18 protein-coding genes are annotated in these 17755 nt (G+C 61.8%); 7 read left to right on the top strand and 11 right to left on the bottom strand.

Features of this window, described 5'->3' with window-relative positions:
* A partial coding sequence (locus tag EN925_RS02890; RefSeq protein WP_128336328.1) for an ATP-binding cassette domain-containing protein occupies window positions 1-1243 on the bottom strand: 1243 nt, incomplete at its 3' end.
* Between the two features lie 123 nt (window positions 1244-1366).
* Window positions 1367-2437 carry a multiple monosaccharide ABC transporter substrate-binding protein gene (gene chvE / locus EN925_RS02885; RefSeq protein WP_024503154.1) on the bottom strand — a complete coding sequence of 357 codons (1071 nt, stop codon included), beginning with the start codon at window positions 2435-2437 and terminating at the stop codon, window positions 1367-1369.
* A 310-nt stretch (window positions 2438-2747) separates the two neighbouring features.
* Between chvE and EN925_RS02880 the strand changes: the two genes are divergently transcribed.
* Window positions 2748-3737 carry a LysR family transcriptional regulator gene (locus EN925_RS02880; RefSeq protein WP_127368662.1) on the top strand — a complete coding sequence of 330 codons (990 nt, stop codon included), beginning with the start codon at window positions 2748-2750 and terminating at the stop codon, window positions 3735-3737.
* 130 nt (window positions 3738-3867) lie between these two features.
* Window positions 3868-4104 (top strand): hypothetical protein, encoded by a 237-nt coding sequence (locus EN925_RS02875; protein ID WP_024503153.1) that lies wholly within the window; start codon window positions 3868-3870, stop codon window positions 4102-4104.
* 504 nt (window positions 4105-4608) lie between these two features.
* Here EN925_RS02875 and EN925_RS02870 read toward each other — a convergent pair.
* The 9 genes from EN925_RS02870 to EN925_RS02830 all read right to left on the bottom strand — a co-directional run bounded on the left by EN925_RS02870 (window position 4609) and on the right by EN925_RS02830 (window position 13635).
* A complete protein-coding gene (locus EN925_RS02870) occupies window positions 4609-5190 on the bottom strand; it encodes a restriction endonuclease (protein WP_164766090.1) in 582 nt (193 codons plus the stop codon).
* Window positions 5191-5245: 55 nt separating this feature from the next.
* Window positions 5246-6202, bottom strand: a complete 957-nt coding sequence (locus EN925_RS02865) for a hypothetical protein (protein ID WP_127368660.1) — start codon at window positions 6200-6202, stop codon at window positions 5246-5248.
* Window positions 6195-7886 carry an MmgE/PrpD family protein gene (locus EN925_RS02860; protein WP_245469169.1) on the bottom strand — a complete coding sequence of 564 codons (1692 nt, stop codon included), beginning with the start codon at window positions 7884-7886 and terminating at the stop codon, window positions 6195-6197. Before EN925_RS02860 ends, EN925_RS02865 begins: the two co-directional genes overlap by 8 nt.
* Before the next feature lie 25 nt (window positions 7887-7911).
* Window positions 7912-8724: a CoA ester lyase gene (locus tag EN925_RS02855; protein ID WP_127368661.1), complete on the bottom strand. Its 813-nt coding sequence runs from the start codon at window positions 8722-8724 to the stop codon at window positions 7912-7914.
* Window positions 8718-9560, bottom strand: coding sequence for a MaoC family dehydratase N-terminal domain-containing protein (locus tag EN925_RS02850; protein WP_013893947.1), 843 nt, complete (start codon window positions 9558-9560; stop codon window positions 8718-8720). The genes EN925_RS02855 and EN925_RS02850 overlap by 7 nt, the downstream gene beginning before the upstream one ends.
* A gap of 11 nt (window positions 9561-9571) precedes the next feature.
* Window positions 9572-10702 carry a CaiB/BaiF CoA-transferase family protein gene (locus EN925_RS02845; RefSeq protein WP_127368247.1) on the bottom strand — a complete coding sequence of 377 codons (1131 nt, stop codon included), beginning with the start codon at window positions 10700-10702 and terminating at the stop codon, window positions 9572-9574.
* On the bottom strand, window positions 10695-11435 hold the full coding sequence (locus EN925_RS02840) for an NAD(P)H-dependent oxidoreductase (protein WP_128336326.1): 741 nt from the start codon (window positions 11433-11435) through the stop codon (window positions 10695-10697). The genes EN925_RS02845 and EN925_RS02840 overlap by 8 nt, the downstream gene beginning before the upstream one ends.
* A gap of 11 nt (window positions 11436-11446) precedes the next feature.
* Window positions 11447-12595: an acyl-CoA dehydrogenase family protein gene (locus EN925_RS02835; protein ID WP_127368249.1), complete on the bottom strand. Its 1149-nt coding sequence runs from the start codon at window positions 12593-12595 to the stop codon at window positions 11447-11449.
* A gap of 104 nt (window positions 12596-12699) precedes the next feature.
* Window positions 12700-13635 carry a LysR substrate-binding domain-containing protein gene (locus EN925_RS02830; protein WP_013893951.1) on the bottom strand — a complete coding sequence of 312 codons (936 nt, stop codon included), beginning with the start codon at window positions 13633-13635 and terminating at the stop codon, window positions 12700-12702.
* 100 nt (window positions 13636-13735) lie between these two features.
* On the opposite strand from EN925_RS02830, the gene EN925_RS02825 reads away from it, so the two are divergent.
* From EN925_RS02825 to EN925_RS02805, 5 genes are all read left to right on the top strand, one after another.
* The gene (locus EN925_RS02825; protein WP_013893952.1) at window positions 13736-14308 is read left to right on the top strand and encodes a thiamine pyrophosphate-binding protein; all 573 of its coding nucleotides are present in this window, start codon (window positions 13736-13738) and stop codon (window positions 14306-14308) included.
* Window positions 14309-14313: 5 nt separating this feature from the next.
* The gene (locus EN925_RS02820) at window positions 14314-14901 is read left to right on the top strand and encodes a thiamine pyrophosphate-dependent enzyme (protein WP_127368250.1); all 588 of its coding nucleotides are present in this window, start codon (window positions 14314-14316) and stop codon (window positions 14899-14901) included.
* Window positions 14902-14909: 8 nt separating this feature from the next.
* Entirely contained in the window at window positions 14910-16388 is a 1479-nt protein-coding gene (locus EN925_RS02815; protein ID WP_127368251.1) for an aldehyde dehydrogenase, read from the top strand.
* A 97-nt stretch (window positions 16389-16485) separates the two neighbouring features.
* Complete coding sequence (locus EN925_RS02810) at window positions 16486-17265, top strand: SDR family oxidoreductase (RefSeq protein ID WP_127368252.1); 780 nt, start codon at window positions 16486-16488, stop codon at window positions 17263-17265.
* 6 nt (window positions 17266-17271) lie between these two features.
* Window positions 17272-17721 (top strand): VOC family protein, encoded by a 450-nt coding sequence (locus tag EN925_RS02805; RefSeq protein WP_013893956.1) that lies wholly within the window; start codon window positions 17272-17274, stop codon window positions 17719-17721.
* Window positions 17722-17755 lie beyond the last annotated feature (34 nt).

Here is a 17755-nt window from a genome sequence, read left to right as displayed (position 1 = left end):
CCTTCTGCTGGTTGCCGCCGGAAAGATTGCCGGTCAACTGATAGACGCTGGAAGCGCGGATATTGGTCTTCTTGCGATAGTCGTTGGCAACGGCGAGCTCGCGCATGTCGTCGATCACGCTGTGGCGGGCCACGCCGCCGAGATTGGCCAGCGTGATGTTGTGCTTGATATGGTCGATGAGGTTGAGCCCGTAGGTCTTGCGATCCTCGGTGACGTAGGCGATGCCGTGTTGGACCGCCTTGCTTACCGAGGACACATCGATCGGCTTGCCCTTGAGCAGCACCTCGCCTGTGATGCGGCGGCCGTAGGAGCGGCCGAACAGGCTCATGGCGAATTCGGTGCGGCCGGCGCCCATCAGCCCGGCAATGCCCACCACTTCGCCCTTGCGCACATTGATGTCGATACCCTTGATCACCTGCCGCTCGGCATGGAGCGGGTGATAGACCGACCAGTTCTTCACCTCGAACACGATCTCGCCGATATCAGGCTCGCGCGGCGGATAGCGGTCGTCGAGGGAACGGCCGACCATCGAGGTGATGATGCGGTCTTCGGAGATGTCCTTCTTGGCCAGCGTCTCGATGGTGCGCCCGTCACGGATCACCGTCACCTTGTCGGCGACCCGGTTGATCTCGTTGAGCTTGTGCGAGATCAGGATCGAGGTCATGCCTTGCCGCTTGAATTCGAGCAGCAGGTCAAGCAGCGCCTGGCTGTCCTTTTCGCTGAGCGATGCCGTAGGCTCGTCGAGGATCAGGAGCTTGACCTCCTTGCTCAGCGCCTTGGCAATCTCGACCAGCTGCTGCTTGCCGACGCCGATATTGGTGATCAGCGTCTTGGGGTCCTCCTTGAGGCCCACCTTCTTCAACAGCGCACTGGTGCGCTCCTCGTTGGCGTCCCAGTCGATGACGCCGAATTTCGCGTGCTCGTTGCCGAGGAAGATGTTTTCGGCGATCGACAGCATCGGCACCAGCGCTAGCTCCTGGTGGATGATGACGATACCCTTGTGTTCGCTGTCCTGGATGCCCTTGAACTGGCATTCCTGGCCTTGGAAGATGATCTGGCCGTCATAGGTGCCGGAGGGATAGACGCCCGACAGCACCTTCATCAGCGTCGACTTGCCGGCGCCGTTTTCGCCGACCACGGCGTGGATCTCGCCTTCCTCGACGCTGAGGTTGACGTTCGACAGCGCCTTCACGCCGGGAAACGTCTTGGTGATGTCGCGCATCTCCAAAATCGTCGGGGCCATGGGGACTACCGCTCCTTGAGAGCTCGGCAAACATTGCCGGCGAGGTCGGTGACAATACCGGGCTCGCTGGTGAACGAAAAGGGGCCCTGCGTTGCGCAGGACCCCCTGACTTTGTAACCGGGATTACTTCAGTTCGTCGGCCTTGATGTAGCCGGAGTCGACGACCAGCGCCTGGTAGTTCGACTTGTCGACTTCATGCGGCGTCAGCAGGATCGAGGGAACGACCTTGACGTCGTTGTTGTAGGTCTTTTCATCGAGGCCGTCCGGCTTGCCGCCCGAGAGCACCTTGTCGACGAGCTGGACGGTGGCCTTGGCCAGTTCGCGGGTGTCCTTGAACACGGTCGAGTACTGCTCGCCCGAGATGATCAGCTTGACCGAAGCGGTCTCAGCGTCCTGACCGGTCACGATTGGCCAAGGCTGAGCCTCGGTGCCGTAGCCGACGGCGCGCAGCGAGGCGGTGATGCCGCGCGACAGGCCGTCATAGGGCGACAGAACGCCATCGACGCGGCTGCCGTCCGAATAGTTGGCCGACAGCAGATTGTCCATGCGCGCCTGGGCGGTGGCGGCGAGCCAACGCAGCGTGCCGACCTTGTCCATGCCGGTCTGGCCGGACTTGATCTTGATCGAGCCGTCGTCGATCAGCGGCTGCAGGACGGAGATGGCGCCATTGTAGAAGAAGAAGGCGTTGTTGTCGTCGGGCGAGCCGCCGAACAGTTCGACGTTCCACGGCTTGGTGTTCGGGAAGCGTTCCTTGAGGCCCTTGACCAGCGAATTCGCCTGGATCACGCCGACGCCGAAATTGTCGAAGGTGGTGTAGTAGTCGACATTGGCGGTCTTCTTGATCAGGCGGTCATAGGCGACGACGACGACGCCCGCGTCAGCGGCCTTCTGCAGAGCATCCGACAGGGTGGTGCCGTCGATCGAGGCGATGATCAGCGCCTTCGGGCCTTTGGTGATTTCGTTTTCCAGCTGGCTGAGCTGGTTGGGGATGTCGTCCTGCGCGTATTGCAGGTCGACGGTGTAGCCGAGAGCCTCGAGCTGGGACTTGACGGCATCGCCGTCATTGATCCAGCGCTGCGAGGTCTTGGTCGGCATCAGCACGCCGACGAGACCCTTGTCGGCTGCGTGCGCCGAGTAGGTCATGGCAGCGATGCCAAGGGCCGCGACGGCGGCCAGTGTCTTGATGATTTTCACTTTAACTCTCCCTGTTTGATGGACGCGGCACCCCGGGGGTCGCGGGCCGCGCAATCGTGCAGAAGCGCCAAGGCACCGCTGCCGTCATATCGATCTCCGGTATCCTCCCATGGCCCCGAGACGCTGATTCAATCGATACGATTTTTCTCGTCGGCGACCGTCACGTCTTGGAACGCGCGGAGGGTGTGGGTCTTTGCCATAACTGTCAAATGCGATCTTTGATGGTTGCTATATCATCGTTGGTATAGGTATTGCGACGTGACGGGTTGACCCGATGTCGGTCGTACACAAGCAGAAGGCAGGGAAATCGATGGCGCGGCTAGGAAATCCGACAACAGCTTCAAATGGTTACAGAGAAGCACCGGGCGATGGCGAAACCCTGCTGCGCAGCGGTCTCAGTCTGCGTCATATGCGCATGATCGTCGCGCTCGACGACCATGGCCGGGTCAGCGCGGCAGCCCAGGTTCTGAACATTTCGCAGCCGGCGGCCTCGCGCATGATCGCGGAGATGGAGGCGGTGCTGGAGGTCAAGCTGTGCGAGAGGCTGCCGCGCGGCATCACCTTGACGCCGTACGGCAAGGCTTTGGCCAGGCGCGCGCGCTCGATCCTGCTGGAGATGCGCGAGGTCGACCGCGAGATTTCCGAGCTCAAGGCGGGCAAGGGTGGTTCGGTTTTCCTGGGTGCCGTGACCGCGCCGGCAATCGAGCTGGCGGTGCCGGCAATTCGTGAAATCCGCCGCATCTATCCGCGCATCGAGATCACCATGCAGGTCGAGACCTCCAATGTGCTGGCACGCGAACTGATCGCCACGCGCCATGACTTCATCATCGCGCGCATTCCTGACGACTTGAACCCACGGCTGTTCGAATCCCGTGTCATCGGCGTCGAGAAGGCCTGCCTGATCGTGCGCCGTGGCCACCCGCTCACCAGGGGCAGCGTGGTGCGGCTGGAAGACACCGCCGCCTATGACTGGGTCTTCCAGTCTGGCGGCTCGCCCTTGCGCCAGGCGATGGAGAGCAACTTCCTCAACCGCAACATCGCTTTGCCGGACCGTATCCTGAACACCAGTTCGCTGCTCCTGACCCTGGTCATGGTCGCGCAATCCGATGCCATCGCACCGGTCTCTGTCCAGGTGGCGAAATTCATCCAGAACCCTGACGGGCTGGCCGGCGCCATCGACGTCGTCCAGACCGAATTCGACATCGAGGTCAGGCCCTACAGCCTGATCACGGTGAGGAATCGCGCGCTGTCGCCGGCCGCCAAGATGCTGCACGACTTCATTCTGAGGGAAGTGGGATGATGGCTGGATCAGGTAAGCTTCTCCGGCGAAAGCGCCGCCAGGCCGAGGCCAGCGAAAGCGAACTGGGAACATTATTTCCCGCCGATGCGTTCATGATCTTGCAAGGGACGATTTCTTCTGGAGGCTGAACATGCGCAGCTTCGAAATCATCGACCTGCTTTGCGTGATCGAGGCCTGCAAGCACGATCGATCGGTCGGCAATTTCGTGTCCATGGCTGAAGGCGTGGAAGAATTGCGGGTGTTGACCGGCGATTTCGTTTCATCGGATGACGCGGCGGCAAACGCCCTCGCAACGGTGGCGCTGGCGAGAGGCTGCTCGGTTGTGTTCGACGAACAGGCAGGCGCTGAAATGGTTCTGACGCCTTAGGCTGGAGCGGGTAGCGGGAATCGAACCCTCGCGTTCAGCTCGGGAAGCTGGTGTTATTGCACTGATTTCAACGGCTTACGTGTAAAACAAGGACCCTGCCGGTCTTTAAATTCGTAACGAAATCAACCACAGTGTAAAACCAAAGTTATACCGTTTGGCACCGCGTAAAAGCCCTCCATTCACCAGGTGCTATCCCTTCTTATGTGACCTCAAATTTGCCGTTCACGTCTGCTTGATGCGATCAGCGGTTGATTGGGGATGATTGCGAACCGGCAGCTCCTTGCTCTTCCGTTATCGTTAGCGGACATTCAGGATGTAACTTTGATCGCCTTGAAGGGAAATCAGAAGAGACAGCCTTTAATGTTTTGCCTCAGACCTGACAGCGGTTCGAATCCTCTCGGGCGCGCCCGGCAGGATGAAACTGAGAACTCATATGTCATTGTTTGCCATACGTAAACGCAGCTAGTCTGCTTCGCACCCGTGAGCTTAGCTAGCTTGCCTAAATCACGAGTCCGGAAAATATCGCTTCCTGACCGTCGGGTTTCTGACAAGAACACGGTTTAGTTCCAGAACAGAGAAGTTAAGAGTCCTGATCGAACGTCTATCGCAGATGCCATCGATCTTATCATATAACGTCGCGTCAATTAGCGCCGAGGTCATCACGCCAAAGCCCTCTGCTGCGTGCAGATCGACCATGTCGCCGATATCCTGAACTTTGGTCGCGCCCAGCGAATTACTCTGAGTCAGTTTGCACTGAAAAATCCATTTACGACCCTTGTTTCCGGCTGATCTCGCGGCTTCCATGATCTCGATATCGCGTCCGCCGTCTCTCGATCGCGAGCTGCCAAGCTTTCTGATTGTCGAAGAATCAAACATCGCATGAGCGTAGAGGATATCGTAGCAGAGCTGCTCAAATTGCTCGTCATTAAGGCTTCTCCAATCGAGAGTGAGAGAATCCGAGAGGCCCATCGTCGCAGTGAGAGAGCGGGTCGTATCGCAGATTCTTTCATACAGGTTCTTTGTGGCCCGCTCTTCGAGCGGTTTCGTGTCATAAAGAACGTGGGTGTCAGTGCCATCATCCACCACAATCAGAGTTCCGGTGTTGTGAACCAGACATGATTCCCCGCGGGGCCCTGGGGCCCTAAGGCCCGCTGGCATGCCCTCCCTGAGGTACTCCCCGACCGGTGAGTGTGTGAAGGTCGCATCCAGCCATGCGAATTGATCGGGCGGCCAGATATCCCTCGTCATGGCGTCGTGCGAATCCCGCGCAGACCCGGGACTTGAAGTACTGGTTCATCGGAAAGTAGGCGACCATGCCTTCGGAAAGGACAAAAGATTTTCCGGCGATGACAAGCACCTCGGCCGCCACAAAATCGGCCCGGCGGTAATTCTGCCCGGTCGCAGAGAAGAACGTGTCGAGCTCAACACCGTTCGGAATGAGCCAGCTGTCGATGGAAGCGTAGCAGTCTGCTCCCAGCCGGCCACTGTAAGGGCTCTTGTGGAAGCCAAGTTCATACTCGGGATGTTTTTTGACCAGCTCGTCGTAGTAATCCGGCGCATCATAGCGCATCTGGTGTATAGCGCCCGAAAGGAAGTTGGCAAAGTAGGATTCGACCAGCTCCGGAAGACGTGGATCACAGTCGGCCAGCGATTCCTCGTAATCAGCTATTGCGTCGCGTAGGCTTTGGTAACTCTCTCCTTCGCCTGACCCGTCGTCCTGTTGCGCCTGAAACACGACGACGACATTTTCGAGCCGTCCCCGGAAACCCGGACCGATATCCGTCAGGGTAAGTCTCAGCCGTGTGAGATATGCCTCAGCGAAGTACTCCTCGGCTACCTCGGCACTGCCGGCTTCCGCCGCCATGTTCTCCGCGGCCCATGATGCCTCCACATAGTCCCAGCATATATCGATATGCTCATTAGTCCGGCCGATACTGCGCATCGGGATTAGGACGGCGACCGTCTCCGCTCCGGACAAATCAATGGCGCCGAGGTCCGAAAGCTTCAGGGATGCGAGATCAAACTGAATGCGGGTCATATGCCCAGCAGCCCGGCGGCCTCGGCAGGAGATGCGCTGATGGCGGTGAATCTCAGGCATCCTCCTCCTCCGCTGCCAACGCAACCAGCCCCTCATTCCTGGCCTTCTCCAGCACCCCTATGAGAACAAGGCACTGCTTTTCAGTCGGAATCTTCGCGGGCATCTGCACAGCAACCTGCAGCACGCCGGTCTCTCTGGGTGTCAGCACGCGTTTGCGCCCCAGTTCTTGCATGATCGTCCTCCACTGATGGGCAGGGATATCGAAAACTCGCTTCTGCGCCTCGATTCCGTTGTCAATTTTCTGAGTGACTTTGGCGTCCTTGCGCTCTTCGCCCTGTTCTTCCAGCGACAGGAGGTCTTCGAAAAATTCGTCAGGCAAAGCGGCCTCAAGCTTGTCCAGCGTGCCCTGCAAACGAGTCCAGCACTGATCTTTCTTACACCACTCCGAGATGTTCGAGATGCCGGTGGGCGGATGCACGATATCATCGTTGACGTGCTTCGCTGCAATCGTCAGCGCTTCACGAAGCGTCGGCGGAATCGCTTGAATATTCCAGACCCTCGAATGGTCGATGGATTTGCCGAGGCGGCGGCAGACGTCATTCAACGAAGCAATAGCGTAAAGGCTGTCGATCTCGAATTCCATACGCACCTTCGAGCGGAAGCGCGTTACGCCAGCGTCGGCAAGTGCCTGGCGTTCGAACGCGTCGAGGTCGGCGACGCCATTGACGGCGATGAGCCCCAATACCGTGCCCATGGAGAACTTCGCCTGGTGGACCGTCTGAGGGATGTCCACCGCACCCAGGACATCGATGGCGCCCTGGTGGACTTGGGTGACCACCTCCGCGATGTCGTCCGGGCCGAGCCCCTCGCGGCGCATGAGCAGCTGAAGTGCGTCGGCTGCCGGATGGGTGTGGCGACAGGAGGCATGCCATTTGAAGGATGTCTCCTCCGTTGCCCAACGGCTGCCGAGGCCATCCGTCAGACGGGCCGGAACGGCATCGCTGGACATGCCGGCCGCCATGCCCTTCTTCCCTTCAAGGATCTGCGCGGCCCCCTTGAAGCCATCGCGAGCCAAGAAGGCAGCACACAGGCCGTTGGCGGCCGCACGCGCAGTATGAAGCTGCTTGGAATCGGCGGCGTCGCGCAGCAATTCCCAGAGCCCCGCTGCCTGGGTACTGGCGGAGCCCAGTGCATGGTTGATGCCGGCCGCGTCCAGCCCGATCAACTTCCCGACAGCGGCGGCCGCGGCGACAGTGACGGCCGTGCCCGTTGTGTGGAAGATCTGGTAATGTGACCGCCCTAGGAACTCTCCGACCCGGATGCCAACCTCGTAGCCGGCGATGCAAGCAGTCAGGATTTCACGCCCGGTCTTCCCCTCTGCTTCCGCAACCGCCAAAACGGCTGGAAAGATCACCGCAGCCGGGTGAAAGACCGAGCCGTTGTGAACGTCGTCCTGCTCCACCACATGGGAGGCCGCGGCATTGACCATCGCCGCGAAGTAGGGGCTCGTGCGTCGTCTCGTCGGGATGACGAGACTTGGGCCGTCCGCCGGCCCCATTGCACGAGCAAAGCCGTCGATGATCTCGACTTGGCGCGCGCCCTTGCCGGCGAGGGTTGAGCCGAGCCAGTCGATCATCAGTCCTTTTGCGAAACGAACGACGCGCGGCGGAATCTGCTCGAACTCGAGCTCGGCGATGAAGGCGCAAAGCCTGGCTGTCGGCCGATCGGCGGTGTCCAGGCTCATCCGCTGTTCCTCATCTGCATGCCCTTTAGACCAAAGCGGCCCGGCGCAGGATCCGCCTTGCGCGCTCGATGACCGGCCGATCCACCATTTCGCCGTTCACCTGGACAGCTTCACCGGACGAAGCTGCGCCGACGATGTCACGTGCCCAGATGATTTCATTGTCGCTCGGGCGAAAAGCAACGCGAATCGGCTCGATCTGCCTCGGATGGATCGCCATCTTGCCACCGAAGCCCATCTTCATAGCATGGCGGGCGTCATCCTCGGTGATTTCGGGACTGCTCAGGTCTGTCGTCACGCCGTCGATCGGCGCGGCACGGCCAGCCGCGCGCGAGCGCCAGACAAGTTCGTTGCGAGCCGCAAGCAGGGTCAACCGGTCATGCGCGCAACCGAGATCGAGCGAGAAGTCGACCGAGCCGAAAGCGACGGCAACGACGTCGGGCGTCGCCAATATATCCGGCAGGTTGGCGAGGCCGACAGCACTCTCGACGAGCGCGATGACGGATACGTTGCGTGTTATGTGCCTGGCCATATCGGCAATGTCTTCCGCGCGCTCGGCCTTGGACAGCATAATGGAGACGCCATCGAAGCGCCGCACGGCGTCGATGTCCGCTTCGTGCCACGGGGTGCCAACGGGGTTGATGCGGACGATGACTGGAGATTTCAGCCTGGCTGCATAACCAACAACTGCGTCCCGGGCGCGGTCCTTGTCGCCAGGAGCGACGGCATCCTCAAGGTCGAGAATGACCGCATCCGCGCCGCTGTTGTCGGCCTTGGCAAACCGGTCCGGCCGCGAGCCCGGCACGAAAAGCGGCACGACAGGCGTGACGAAGCTCACCATTGCGCCGTGGCCTTCACCGTCACATGGCCGTCGGCCGACCGTACCTCGAGAGCCATGCCGTCATTGCCCGGACACGTTGCGCTCAGAAGCAGACGTTGCGGTCTGGTCGCCGGATGCACGCCCCGGAACGAGAAACGGCGCGGCGAGGAGCCGAAAATGGCTGTGGCAAAGTTCAGGAGCAGCGTCGCCTGCAGCGGGCCATGGATGACGAGCCCGGGATAACCCTCGACCGTTGTGGCGTAAGGCGCGTCGTAGTGGATACGATGCCCATTGAACGTCAGCGCGGAGTAACGAAAGAGTAGCACCGGATCCACGTCAACCCAGCGCTCGTTCGATGCCGCCGGGGGTGGAGTTCCCGGCGGGGCAGGGGTCGCTGCCGTAGCGCCGGCGGCGCGATAGGCAATGGTCTGGTCCTCCTCGATCACCGGGCCAGCGTCGTTGGCAATGTCGTGCCGGACCATGACGAAGGTGAGCGGGCCGGTGCGGCCCTGCTTCTCCTCGATGGCGGTCAATGTCGAGCGACGGCGGATGCGGTCGCCGGAGCGGATCGGCGCTATGAAACGGACATCGCTGGCAGCCCACATGCGGCGCGGAAGCGGCACCGGCGGCAGGAAGCCGCCTTTGGTGGGGTGCCCGTCAGGTCCGAGTTTGCGCCTGTCGGCAATATCGGGCGTCAGGCACCAGTGCAGTCCGGGCGGGGCCGTGCTCCCGGCGGTTTGCGCTGCGTGGTCCCCGAGCGTGGCGTCAAAGCTGGCCAGCAGGCGCGGGGTGACAACATCCTCGACCTCGTGGGTGCGTCCAACCCATTCCTGCAGCGTGCTCGTGTCCAGAGTCATGGGCTCCCTCGTCAGGCGGCGAATTCGGACCGGATCCGGTCCGTGTCGGCGCCAAGGGCGGGAACGCTTGGGACCGTTGCGAATCCCTCCGACCGCCCTGCCGGCATGGGCACGGAGATGCGCCTGCCGTCCGGCAGCGCCACCTCTGTCCGGCGCAATGCCTTGTGGCGCGGCAGGTCGTGCATAGCGCTCACCCGGCCCCAGGCGATCTGCGCACCGTTGAGACGGTCGATGGCCTCTTCGCAGTCGATTGCCGCGAAGATCGGTTCGATCTCGGCGTCGAGCGCCGTGCGGTTGGCCACCCGCCGGGCATTGGTGGCGAAGCGTTCGTCGGCGAACAAATCCTGCCTTTGCAGCACGATGGTGCAGAAGCGCTTCCATTCATTGTTCTGCTGGATGGACACGACCACGCTGCCATCCCGACAGGCATAAGGTCGATAGGGGTAGATCGAAGCGTGTGCCAAGCCATATCTCTGCGTCTCGCGGCCCGCATATTCGTAGTGGAGCAGCGGCACGGTCATCCAGTCTGCCATGGCGTCGAACATGGCGATTTCGACAATGCGGCCGCGCCCGGTCTTCTCGCGCGCCAACAAGGCTTCGAGGATCGCTGCATGCGCATTCATTCCGGTGGCGATGTCGGCGGCGGAAACCCCGATCTTGCTCGGCGTGTCCGGCGTGCCAGTGACGGCACAGATGCCGCTTTCCGCCTGCACCAGCATGTCGTAGGCGCGCATCGCGGCGTAAGGCGTGTCCTGTCCGTAGCCGACGATGTTGATGGCAATCAGCCGGGGGAACCTTTCCGCAATCACATCGGCGGAGAGGCCGAGCCTGTCGATGGCGCCCGGCGCGAGATTCTGCACGAGAACATCCGCGCGCGCCACCATCCGCTGCAGGAGAGCGAGGTCGTCCTCGGCTTTCAGGTCGAGAACCGCGCTTTCCTTGCCGCGGTTGAGCCAGACGAAGTAAGCCGACATGCCTTCAACGGTGGAATCGTAATGACGCGCGGTTTCGCCTTCCGGACGCTCGATCTTCACGACGCGCGCCCCGGCATCGGCGAGGCGAACCGTGCAGAGCGGAGCGGCGACCGCCTGCTCGATCGAAACGACGAACAGACCCTCCAGCGGGCGGGTGCCGTCAGACATTGCGCTGTACCCCCGAGCGCGCCAGCACGCCTGGTTTTAGCCGCTCGTTCTTGCCGTAGTCCTCGGCGGCGTGGAAGAAAAGCCGCGGCGTGCCGTCCATGTCCTCTAGCCGCTTGCTATAGGCTTCCAGATAGGCCTTGCGGCCATCGTCGCCGACACGGCCCGGCATATAGGCGACGAAGGGCGGCAACACGTCGAAGCCTGAGTAGCGAAGCAGGCCATTGTGGATCGGCCACAGCACCGTGAGGATGTCGCCATCGATGCCATCGGGCGCATAGGTGTCGGCCGATGTGCCCGTGGTGGCGGCCACCATGGCGAGCTTTCCCTTGAACATGCCGGTGTCGTATTTGCGCCCCGGCAGATACGCAAAACCGCGCGCGAACACACGGTCGGCCCAGCCCTTGAGCATTGCGGGCAGTCCGAACCACCAAACCGGGAACTGGAACAGCACGAAGTCCGCTTGTTTCAGCTTTTCGATCTCGGCGATGATGTCGGCTGAAAGCGCGTCGGCCTCGTACGCCGCGGTCTGCTCGCGCGGCAGGCTGAAAAAGTCCGGATCGTTGCGCTCGCCTGATATGTCGCCCGGCCCTGCGACAGGATTGAAACCCATCGCATAGAGGTCGCTGACGACCACATCGTGACCTGCGCGGGTCAGTGTTTCCACGGCCATATCCTTCATGGCGCCGTTGAAGGATCTTACTTCCGGGTGGGCGTAGACGATGAGGACGTTCACGGCGGCAACTCCTAGTAGGAACGCGGCAGTCCAAGCACGTGCTCGGAAAGGTATGACAGGATGAGGTTGGTCGAGATCGGCGCGACCTGATAAAGACGCGTCTCGCGGAATTTGCGCTCGACATCGTACTCTTCCGCGAAACCGAAGCCGCCATGCGTCTGGATGCAGACATTGGCGGCTTCGTTAGAGGCGTCGGCCGCCAGCATCTTGGCCATGTTCGCTTCGGCACCGGGGTTCTTGCCGGCCTCGTAGAGGTTCAGCGCCTCGCGCACCATCAATTCGGCCGCGCGCATGTTGGCGTAGGCCCTTGCGATTGGGAACTGGACGCCTTGGTTTTGGCCGATCGCTCGGCCAAACACATGCCTTTCCTTCGCGTAGACGCTCGACTTTTCGATGAACCATTTCGCATCGCCGACGCATTCGGCTGCGATCAGGATGCGCTCGGCGTTCATGCCCGAGAGGATGTAGCGGAATCCCTTTCCCTCTTCGCCGATCAGGTTTTCGGCCGGCACGCGCAGGTCGTCGAAGAAGACTTCGGTGGTGGCATGGTTCATCATCGTGCGGATCGGCCGGATGGTGAGGCCCTTGCCAACGGCTTCGCGCATGTCGACGATGAGGACGGAGAGACCGTCGGCCTTCTTCATGCCATCCTTGAGCGGCGTGGTCCGCGCCAGAAGCAGCATCAAATCCGAATGCTCGGCGCGGCTGGTCCAGATCTTCTGGCCCTTGACTACGAAATGATAGCCGTCGAGGCGAGCAGTGGTCTTGAGAGCGCCGGTGTCGGTGCCGCTGGTCGGTTCGGTGACGCCGAAGGCCTGCAGACGCAATTCTCCCGCGGCGACCTTCGGCAGGTATCGTTGCTTTTGGGCTTCAGAGCCGTGGCGAACAAGCGTGCCCATCGTGTACATCTGGGCATGGCAGGCGCCGCCATTGCAGCCGGCGCGCTGGATTTCCTCCAGCACGGCGGCGGCGGCCGAAAGCGGCAGGCCCGAGCCGCCATACGCCTCCGGGATCAGGATCGAAAGCCAACCAGCCTCCGTCAATGCTTCGACGAACTCGCGGGGATAGGCCATGTCCCTGTCGAGCGCGCGCCAGTATTCTCCGGGAAAGCGCGCACACAGCCGGGCGACGGCATCGCGAATGTCCTGATAGTATTCCATGGGGTTTGTCCGGCTTTCGTCGTGCTGCGGGCCTCACTATCGCGCCGCCGCGTCCTGTCAGCAACGCAAAGCTGGCGTGAGCAGACATAACGGAATTCGAATGCTTACAGCGAGGGGCCGAGGAGTTGGCCAACCCAGATCGCCCGCCCTACGAGGTCCTTGGCGATGTCCTCTATTGCTTGTCCGGCAAACCGCGCCAGCCGAGAGGCAGGTCGGTCTGCCGGATATGCAAGGATCAGGCGGCGCACCGGCACGGGATCGATCAGCGGCGCGGCGGTGAGCAGCCCCGCGGTTACATCGGCATGGATAGGAGCGAGCGGCAGGATCGTCCAGCCATGGCCGTTGCGCACTAGGTCCTTCAGCGCGGCGTAGGAATCCGCCTCGATGCCGACATCGAGCGTGATGCCGGCATCCGTGGCACAGCGTTCTACGATGATGCGCAGACCGTGCTTGATGCTGGGCAGCAGCAGGCGCTTGCCGGCAAGCGAGGCGAACGATACCGCGCGCACGGTTGAAAACCCCGCATCAGGCGGCCCAATCAGGAAGAGATTTTCCAGAAGCAACGGGCGCGAGCGCAACGAACGCGCCATGCGCGGGTCGTACAGCACGGCGACGTCCACCTCGCCTCGGTGCATCCAGTCGAGCAAATAGCCGGTGTAGGCGCTGACAAGCCTCAGCTTCGCCTTGGGATGGTTCTTGGCGAAGGCGGCAGCCAGCGGCAGCGAAATAATGTCCGCGACGGTGGGTGGCAGACCGATGGCCACTTCACCGGTGAGCGGCGCGTCGGCTGGCGTGGCCGTGGCACGGATCTCATCGATCTCTGCCATCACGCGCATGGCGTGCGTCAGCACCTGCTTGCCCTGCTCAGACAGCACCATGCCGCGGCCGTGGCGCACGAACAGGGCAAAGCCCAGTTCCTCCTCCAGCATGCGCACCTGCCGGCTGAGGGCAGGCTGCGCGATGTGTAGCCGATCGGCAGCCTTGCTCAGGCTCCCGAGTTCGGCGACGTGGATCAGCGTACGCAGTTGCGATAACTCCATAAGCTATCGAATATCATTATATCTGATCACAAGAAAGAGACGACGATTAGATCGGATAGCCGAGATAACCTGATGCCAATCCAAATCTCGGAGTTCCAACGTGACGGCGAGCGTAGAAGCAAAACATCCGGAAACAGCAACGCCTGGGGCCGCTCCGGCGGCGTCTGAAAAGCAGTGGCCAGATCAGGTCTATGATGTGCTCAAGGCTGCCGGCATCAGCCACATGTCTTATGTGCCCGATGCTGGACATACGACCCTGATCCGACGCTTCAGCGCGGATCCCGAGGTCGTCGCCAACGTGCTGACGACGGAAGAAGAGGGCATCGCCGTCGCCGCCGGCTCCTGGCTCGGCGGCAAGCGGAGCGTCGTGCTCATGCAATCGTCAGGGGTCGGCAACTGTATAAACATGCTGTCGCTTCCCGTGCAGGCACGCTTCCCCTTGCTCGTTCTGGTGACGATGAGAGGCGAATGGGCCGAGTTCAACCCCTGGCAGGTGCCGATGGGGCAGGCGACGGAAGCCTCGCTGAAATCGATCGGCCTCAAGGTGCTGCGCGCCGAGACTGGTCCAGACCTCGTGGAGACGGTGGCTCAGGCAGCCCTGATGGCTTTTGACGCCGATCAACAGATCGCGGTGCTGATCGGGCAGCGCCTGCTCGGCAAGAAGAAGTGGTGAATGAGATGAATTTACCGACAATGGACCGCCGGGTTGCGGTGAAGAAACTCCTTGACGCCCGCGACGGCGCATTGGTCGTGACCGGTCTCGGCTCGCCGACCTACGACGTGCACGCCGCCGGTGACCGCAACGACAACTACTATCTCTGGGGCGCCATGGGGGGTGCTGCACTGATCGGTCTCGGGCTTGCCCAGGCCCAGCCCGACAAGCGGGTCATGGTGATTACTGGTGATGGGGAACAGCTCATGGCGTTCGGCTCGCTGGCGACGATTTCGGTGGCGCGGCCCAGCAATCTCGACCTGATCGTGCTCGACAACCAGCATTTCGGCGAGACGGGCATGCAGTCGAGCCATACCGGTCGCGGCATCGGTTTCGACAAGGTCGCGGCCGCTTGCGGGTTTTCGAAAACCGCCGAGTTGCGCTCGCTGGAGGAGGTCGACACGCTGTGTGAAGAGCTGCGTCGCCCGGCCGAAGGTCCACGCCTTTTCGTGCTGAAAATCACCGCCGAGAACCTGCCGCGCTCGCTGCCACCGCGCGACGCGGTCGAGGTTAAGAACCGCTTTCGCGCTCATCTGGGCTTTGCCACTTGTTGAGGACCGATATGGCGCTGGTCAGTTTCCAGAACACGGTCGGCGGTCGGCTGCAATCGACAGCCGATACATTCGAGAGCCATGATCCGTTCACCGGCAGGCCCTGGGCGCTGATCCCGCGTGGGGGAGCAGCCCAGGTGGACGCTGCCGTGGCGTCCGCCAAGGCGGCATTCCGGTCGAAGGAATGGGCCGGCATCACCGCCACTGCGCGTGGCAAGCTGCTCGTGCGGATGGCCGACCTGATCGCCGACAACGCGGAGCGCATTGCCGCCATCGAGACGCGCGACAATGGCAAGCTGCTCACCGAAATGACGGCGCAGCTGCGCTATATCCCGGAATGGTTCCGCTATTTCGGCGGTCTTGCCGACAAGATCGAAGGGGCGGTGCTGCCGATCGACAAGGCTGGCATGTTCGCCTTCACCCGCCACGAGCCGCTGGGTGTCATTGCAGCCATCGTGCCCTGGAATTCGCCGCTTTTGCTTCTGACCTGGAAGCTAGCGCCGCTGCTGGCGGCCGGCAACACCGTCGTCATCAAACCGTCCGAACACGCATCGGCCTCGACGCTGGAGTTCGTGAAACTGTTTGCGCACGCTGGGTTCCCGCCAGGCGTGGTCAACACCGTTACCGGCATGCCGCTCGATGTCGGCGTGCCGCTCGTTGCCCACCCCGACGTCGCCAAGATAGCCTTCACCGGCGGTGAGCCCGGCGGGATCGCAGTCTATCGAGCGGCTGCCGACCAGCTCAAGACCGTCACGCTGGAGCTTGGCGGCAAATCGGCCAACATCGTCTTTGACGACGCCGATATCGAGAGCGCGGTCAACGGCGCGATCTCAGGCATTTTCGCTGCCGGCGGCCAGACCTGCATCGCGGGTTCGCGCCTGCTGGTGCATCGCAAGATCCATGACCGGTTCGTGGAGGGCGTCATAACGCTGGCGGCCAGTGCTCGATTGGGCAATCCCGCTCTGGCCGAGACGCAGGTGGGGCCGATCACCACGCAAGCCCAGCGCGAGAAGGTGCTGTCCTATCTCGGCATAGCACGCCGCGAGGGCGCACTATGCGTGCTCGGTGGCGGCAAGCCTGCGTCCAGTGAACTGGCCGAGGGCTGGTTCGTCGAGCCGACCATCTTCACCGGCGTGAACAACACCATGCGGATCGCGCGTGAGGAGGTGTTCGGGCCGATCCTGTCCGTCATCCCCTTTGACGACGAGGACGAGGCCTTCGCCATTGCCAATGACAGCCCCTATGGGCTGGCGGCCGGGATATGGACCAGCGACATGGGCCGGGCGCTGCGCGGCGCGGCCGTGATGGAAGCGGGAATGGTCTGGATCAATTCATACCGCGCCGTCTCCTATATGGCGCCCTTCGGCGGCTACAAGAGGAGCGGTATCGGTCGCGAGAGCGGGCAGGAGGCCATCAATGCCTATCTGCAGACCAAGACGGTGTGGATAGATACGGCGGGCAAGACCGCCAATCCCTTCGTGATCCGATAGGGTAGGCTTCGGTGGGAGAATTATCCTTATCCGTGGCCAAGCTCGGCACACCGCTCACTGAGACGGGGGTCGACTTATAATGATCGAGGGATTGGACATGAGACAGGCAGGAAAGGTGGCTGTTGTCACAGGCGCGGCGCGCGGCATCGGACGCGCTTGCGCGGAACGGTTTCTGGCCGAGGGCGCGAAGCTCGTGCTTGGCGACATCGATGCGACGGAACTGAGAAAATGTGCCGTGAAAATCGGCACCCCCGACAGCGTCCTGGCGGTCGTTACGGATGTCAGCAAGAAGGAGCAGGTCGATGGGCTGGTTGCGGCGGCGGTGGCGAAGTTCGGCCGTGTGGACATCATGGTCAACAATGCCGGCATCGCTCCGGTCCAGGACTTTCTCGACATCACAGAGGCGGACTACGACAGGGTTCTCGCCGTCAATCTGAAGGGCGCGTTCTTGGGCACCCAGGCCGCAGCCCGCCAGATGATCGCGCAGGGTGGAGGCGGTGTCATCATCAACATGTCGTCGATCAATTCAGGCCTCGCCAATCCACGCGTCGCCACCTACGCGATCTCCAAGGGCGGCATGAACCAGGTCACCAGTACCGCGGCTGTTGCCTTCGCTCCCCACGGCATCCGCGTGGTCGGTGTCGGCCCGGGCACCATCGCCACGGACATGGTCATGGACGGGACATTCATCGATTCGGAAGAAATGCGACGGGCGGTTCTTTCGCGCACACCGCTCGGCCGCCTCGGCACGGCAGCCGAGATCGCCTCGGTCGTGGCGTTCCTGGCCAGCGACGACGCTTCCTACATCACCGGCGAGACGATCTACCCCGACGGGGGGCGCCGCGTTCTCAACTATACGGTCCCGATCAAGGAGTGAGAGAATATGGGTAACTTCGATAAGCTGCATCATCTCTGCATCGTCGTGCACGATATCGACAAGGCCCAGGCCTATTACGACTCCATCGGCATTGGGCCATGGGAATCCTATCCGCCGCTGGCGGAGTACGAAGAACTCGAGGTCCCAAGTCCGAAGGGTTTCCATGCCATGCAATACCGGATCTGCAACCTGCCGAACGTCCAGCTGCAACTCTGCCAGCCGAGCCATGATCCCTCACTGCAGCGCATCCATCTCGATACCAAGGGTGAAGGCGTATTCCATATCGGCTTTGAGGTCCGCGATGCGGATGCAGCCGAAGCCAAGGCGAAAACCGACGGGCTTTCCGTGCTGATGCGCGGGCGCCGGGAAAACCGCACCGGCTTCACCTACTACGACACAGCCGAAAAGGCAGGCGTGATCCTGCTGACGCGGGCGACCAATCTGCCTGGCAAATGATTCCACCAACGCAAAGGATTGGGGAGGTCGATGA

This window comes from Mesorhizobium sp. M7A.F.Ca.US.006.04.2.1, from assembly GCF_004022915.1.
GTDB lineage: Bacteria > Pseudomonadota > Alphaproteobacteria > Rhizobiales > Rhizobiaceae > Mesorhizobium > Mesorhizobium ciceri.
This window is presented reverse-complemented; position numbering and strand designations above follow the sequence as displayed.

Coding starts and splice junctions, on each gene's coding strand:
- EN925_RS02880 (WP_127368662.1), top strand. CDS start 2,748: ATGGCGCGGCTAGGAAATCCGACAACAGCTTCAAATGGTTACAGAGAA.
- EN925_RS02875 (WP_024503153.1), top strand. CDS start 3,868: ATGCGCAGCTTCGAAATCATCGACCTGCTTTGCGTGATCGAGGCCTGC.
- EN925_RS02865 (WP_127368660.1), bottom strand. CDS start 6,202: ATGCCTGAGATTCACCGCCATCAGCGCATCTCCTGCCGAGGCCGCCGG.
- EN925_RS02860 (WP_245469169.1), bottom strand. CDS start 7,886: ATGAGCCTGGACACCGCCGATCGGCCGACAGCCAGGCTTTGCGCCTTC.
- EN925_RS02855 (WP_127368661.1), bottom strand. CDS start 8,724: ATGGTGAGCTTCGTCACGCCTGTCGTGCCGCTTTTCGTGCCGGGCTCG.
- EN925_RS02850 (WP_013893947.1), bottom strand. CDS start 9,560: ATGACTCTGGACACGAGCACGCTGCAGGAATGGGTTGGACGCACCCAC.
- EN925_RS02845 (WP_127368247.1), bottom strand. CDS start 10,702: ATGTCTGACGGCACCCGCCCGCTGGAGGGTCTGTTCGTCGTTTCGATC.
- EN925_RS02835 (WP_127368249.1), bottom strand. CDS start 12,595: ATGGAATACTATCAGGACATTCGCGATGCCGTCGCCCGGCTGTGTGCG.
- EN925_RS02830 (WP_013893951.1), bottom strand. CDS start 13,635: ATGGAGTTATCGCAACTGCGTACGCTGATCCACGTCGCCGAACTCGGG.
- EN925_RS02820 (WP_127368250.1), top strand. CDS start 14,314: ATGAATTTACCGACAATGGACCGCCGGGTTGCGGTGAAGAAACTCCTT.
- EN925_RS02815 (WP_127368251.1), top strand. CDS start 14,910: ATGGCGCTGGTCAGTTTCCAGAACACGGTCGGCGGTCGGCTGCAATCG.
- EN925_RS02810 (WP_127368252.1), top strand. CDS start 16,486: ATGAGACAGGCAGGAAAGGTGGCTGTTGTCACAGGCGCGGCGCGCGGC.
- EN925_RS02805 (WP_013893956.1), top strand. CDS start 17,272: ATGGGTAACTTCGATAAGCTGCATCATCTCTGCATCGTCGTGCACGAT.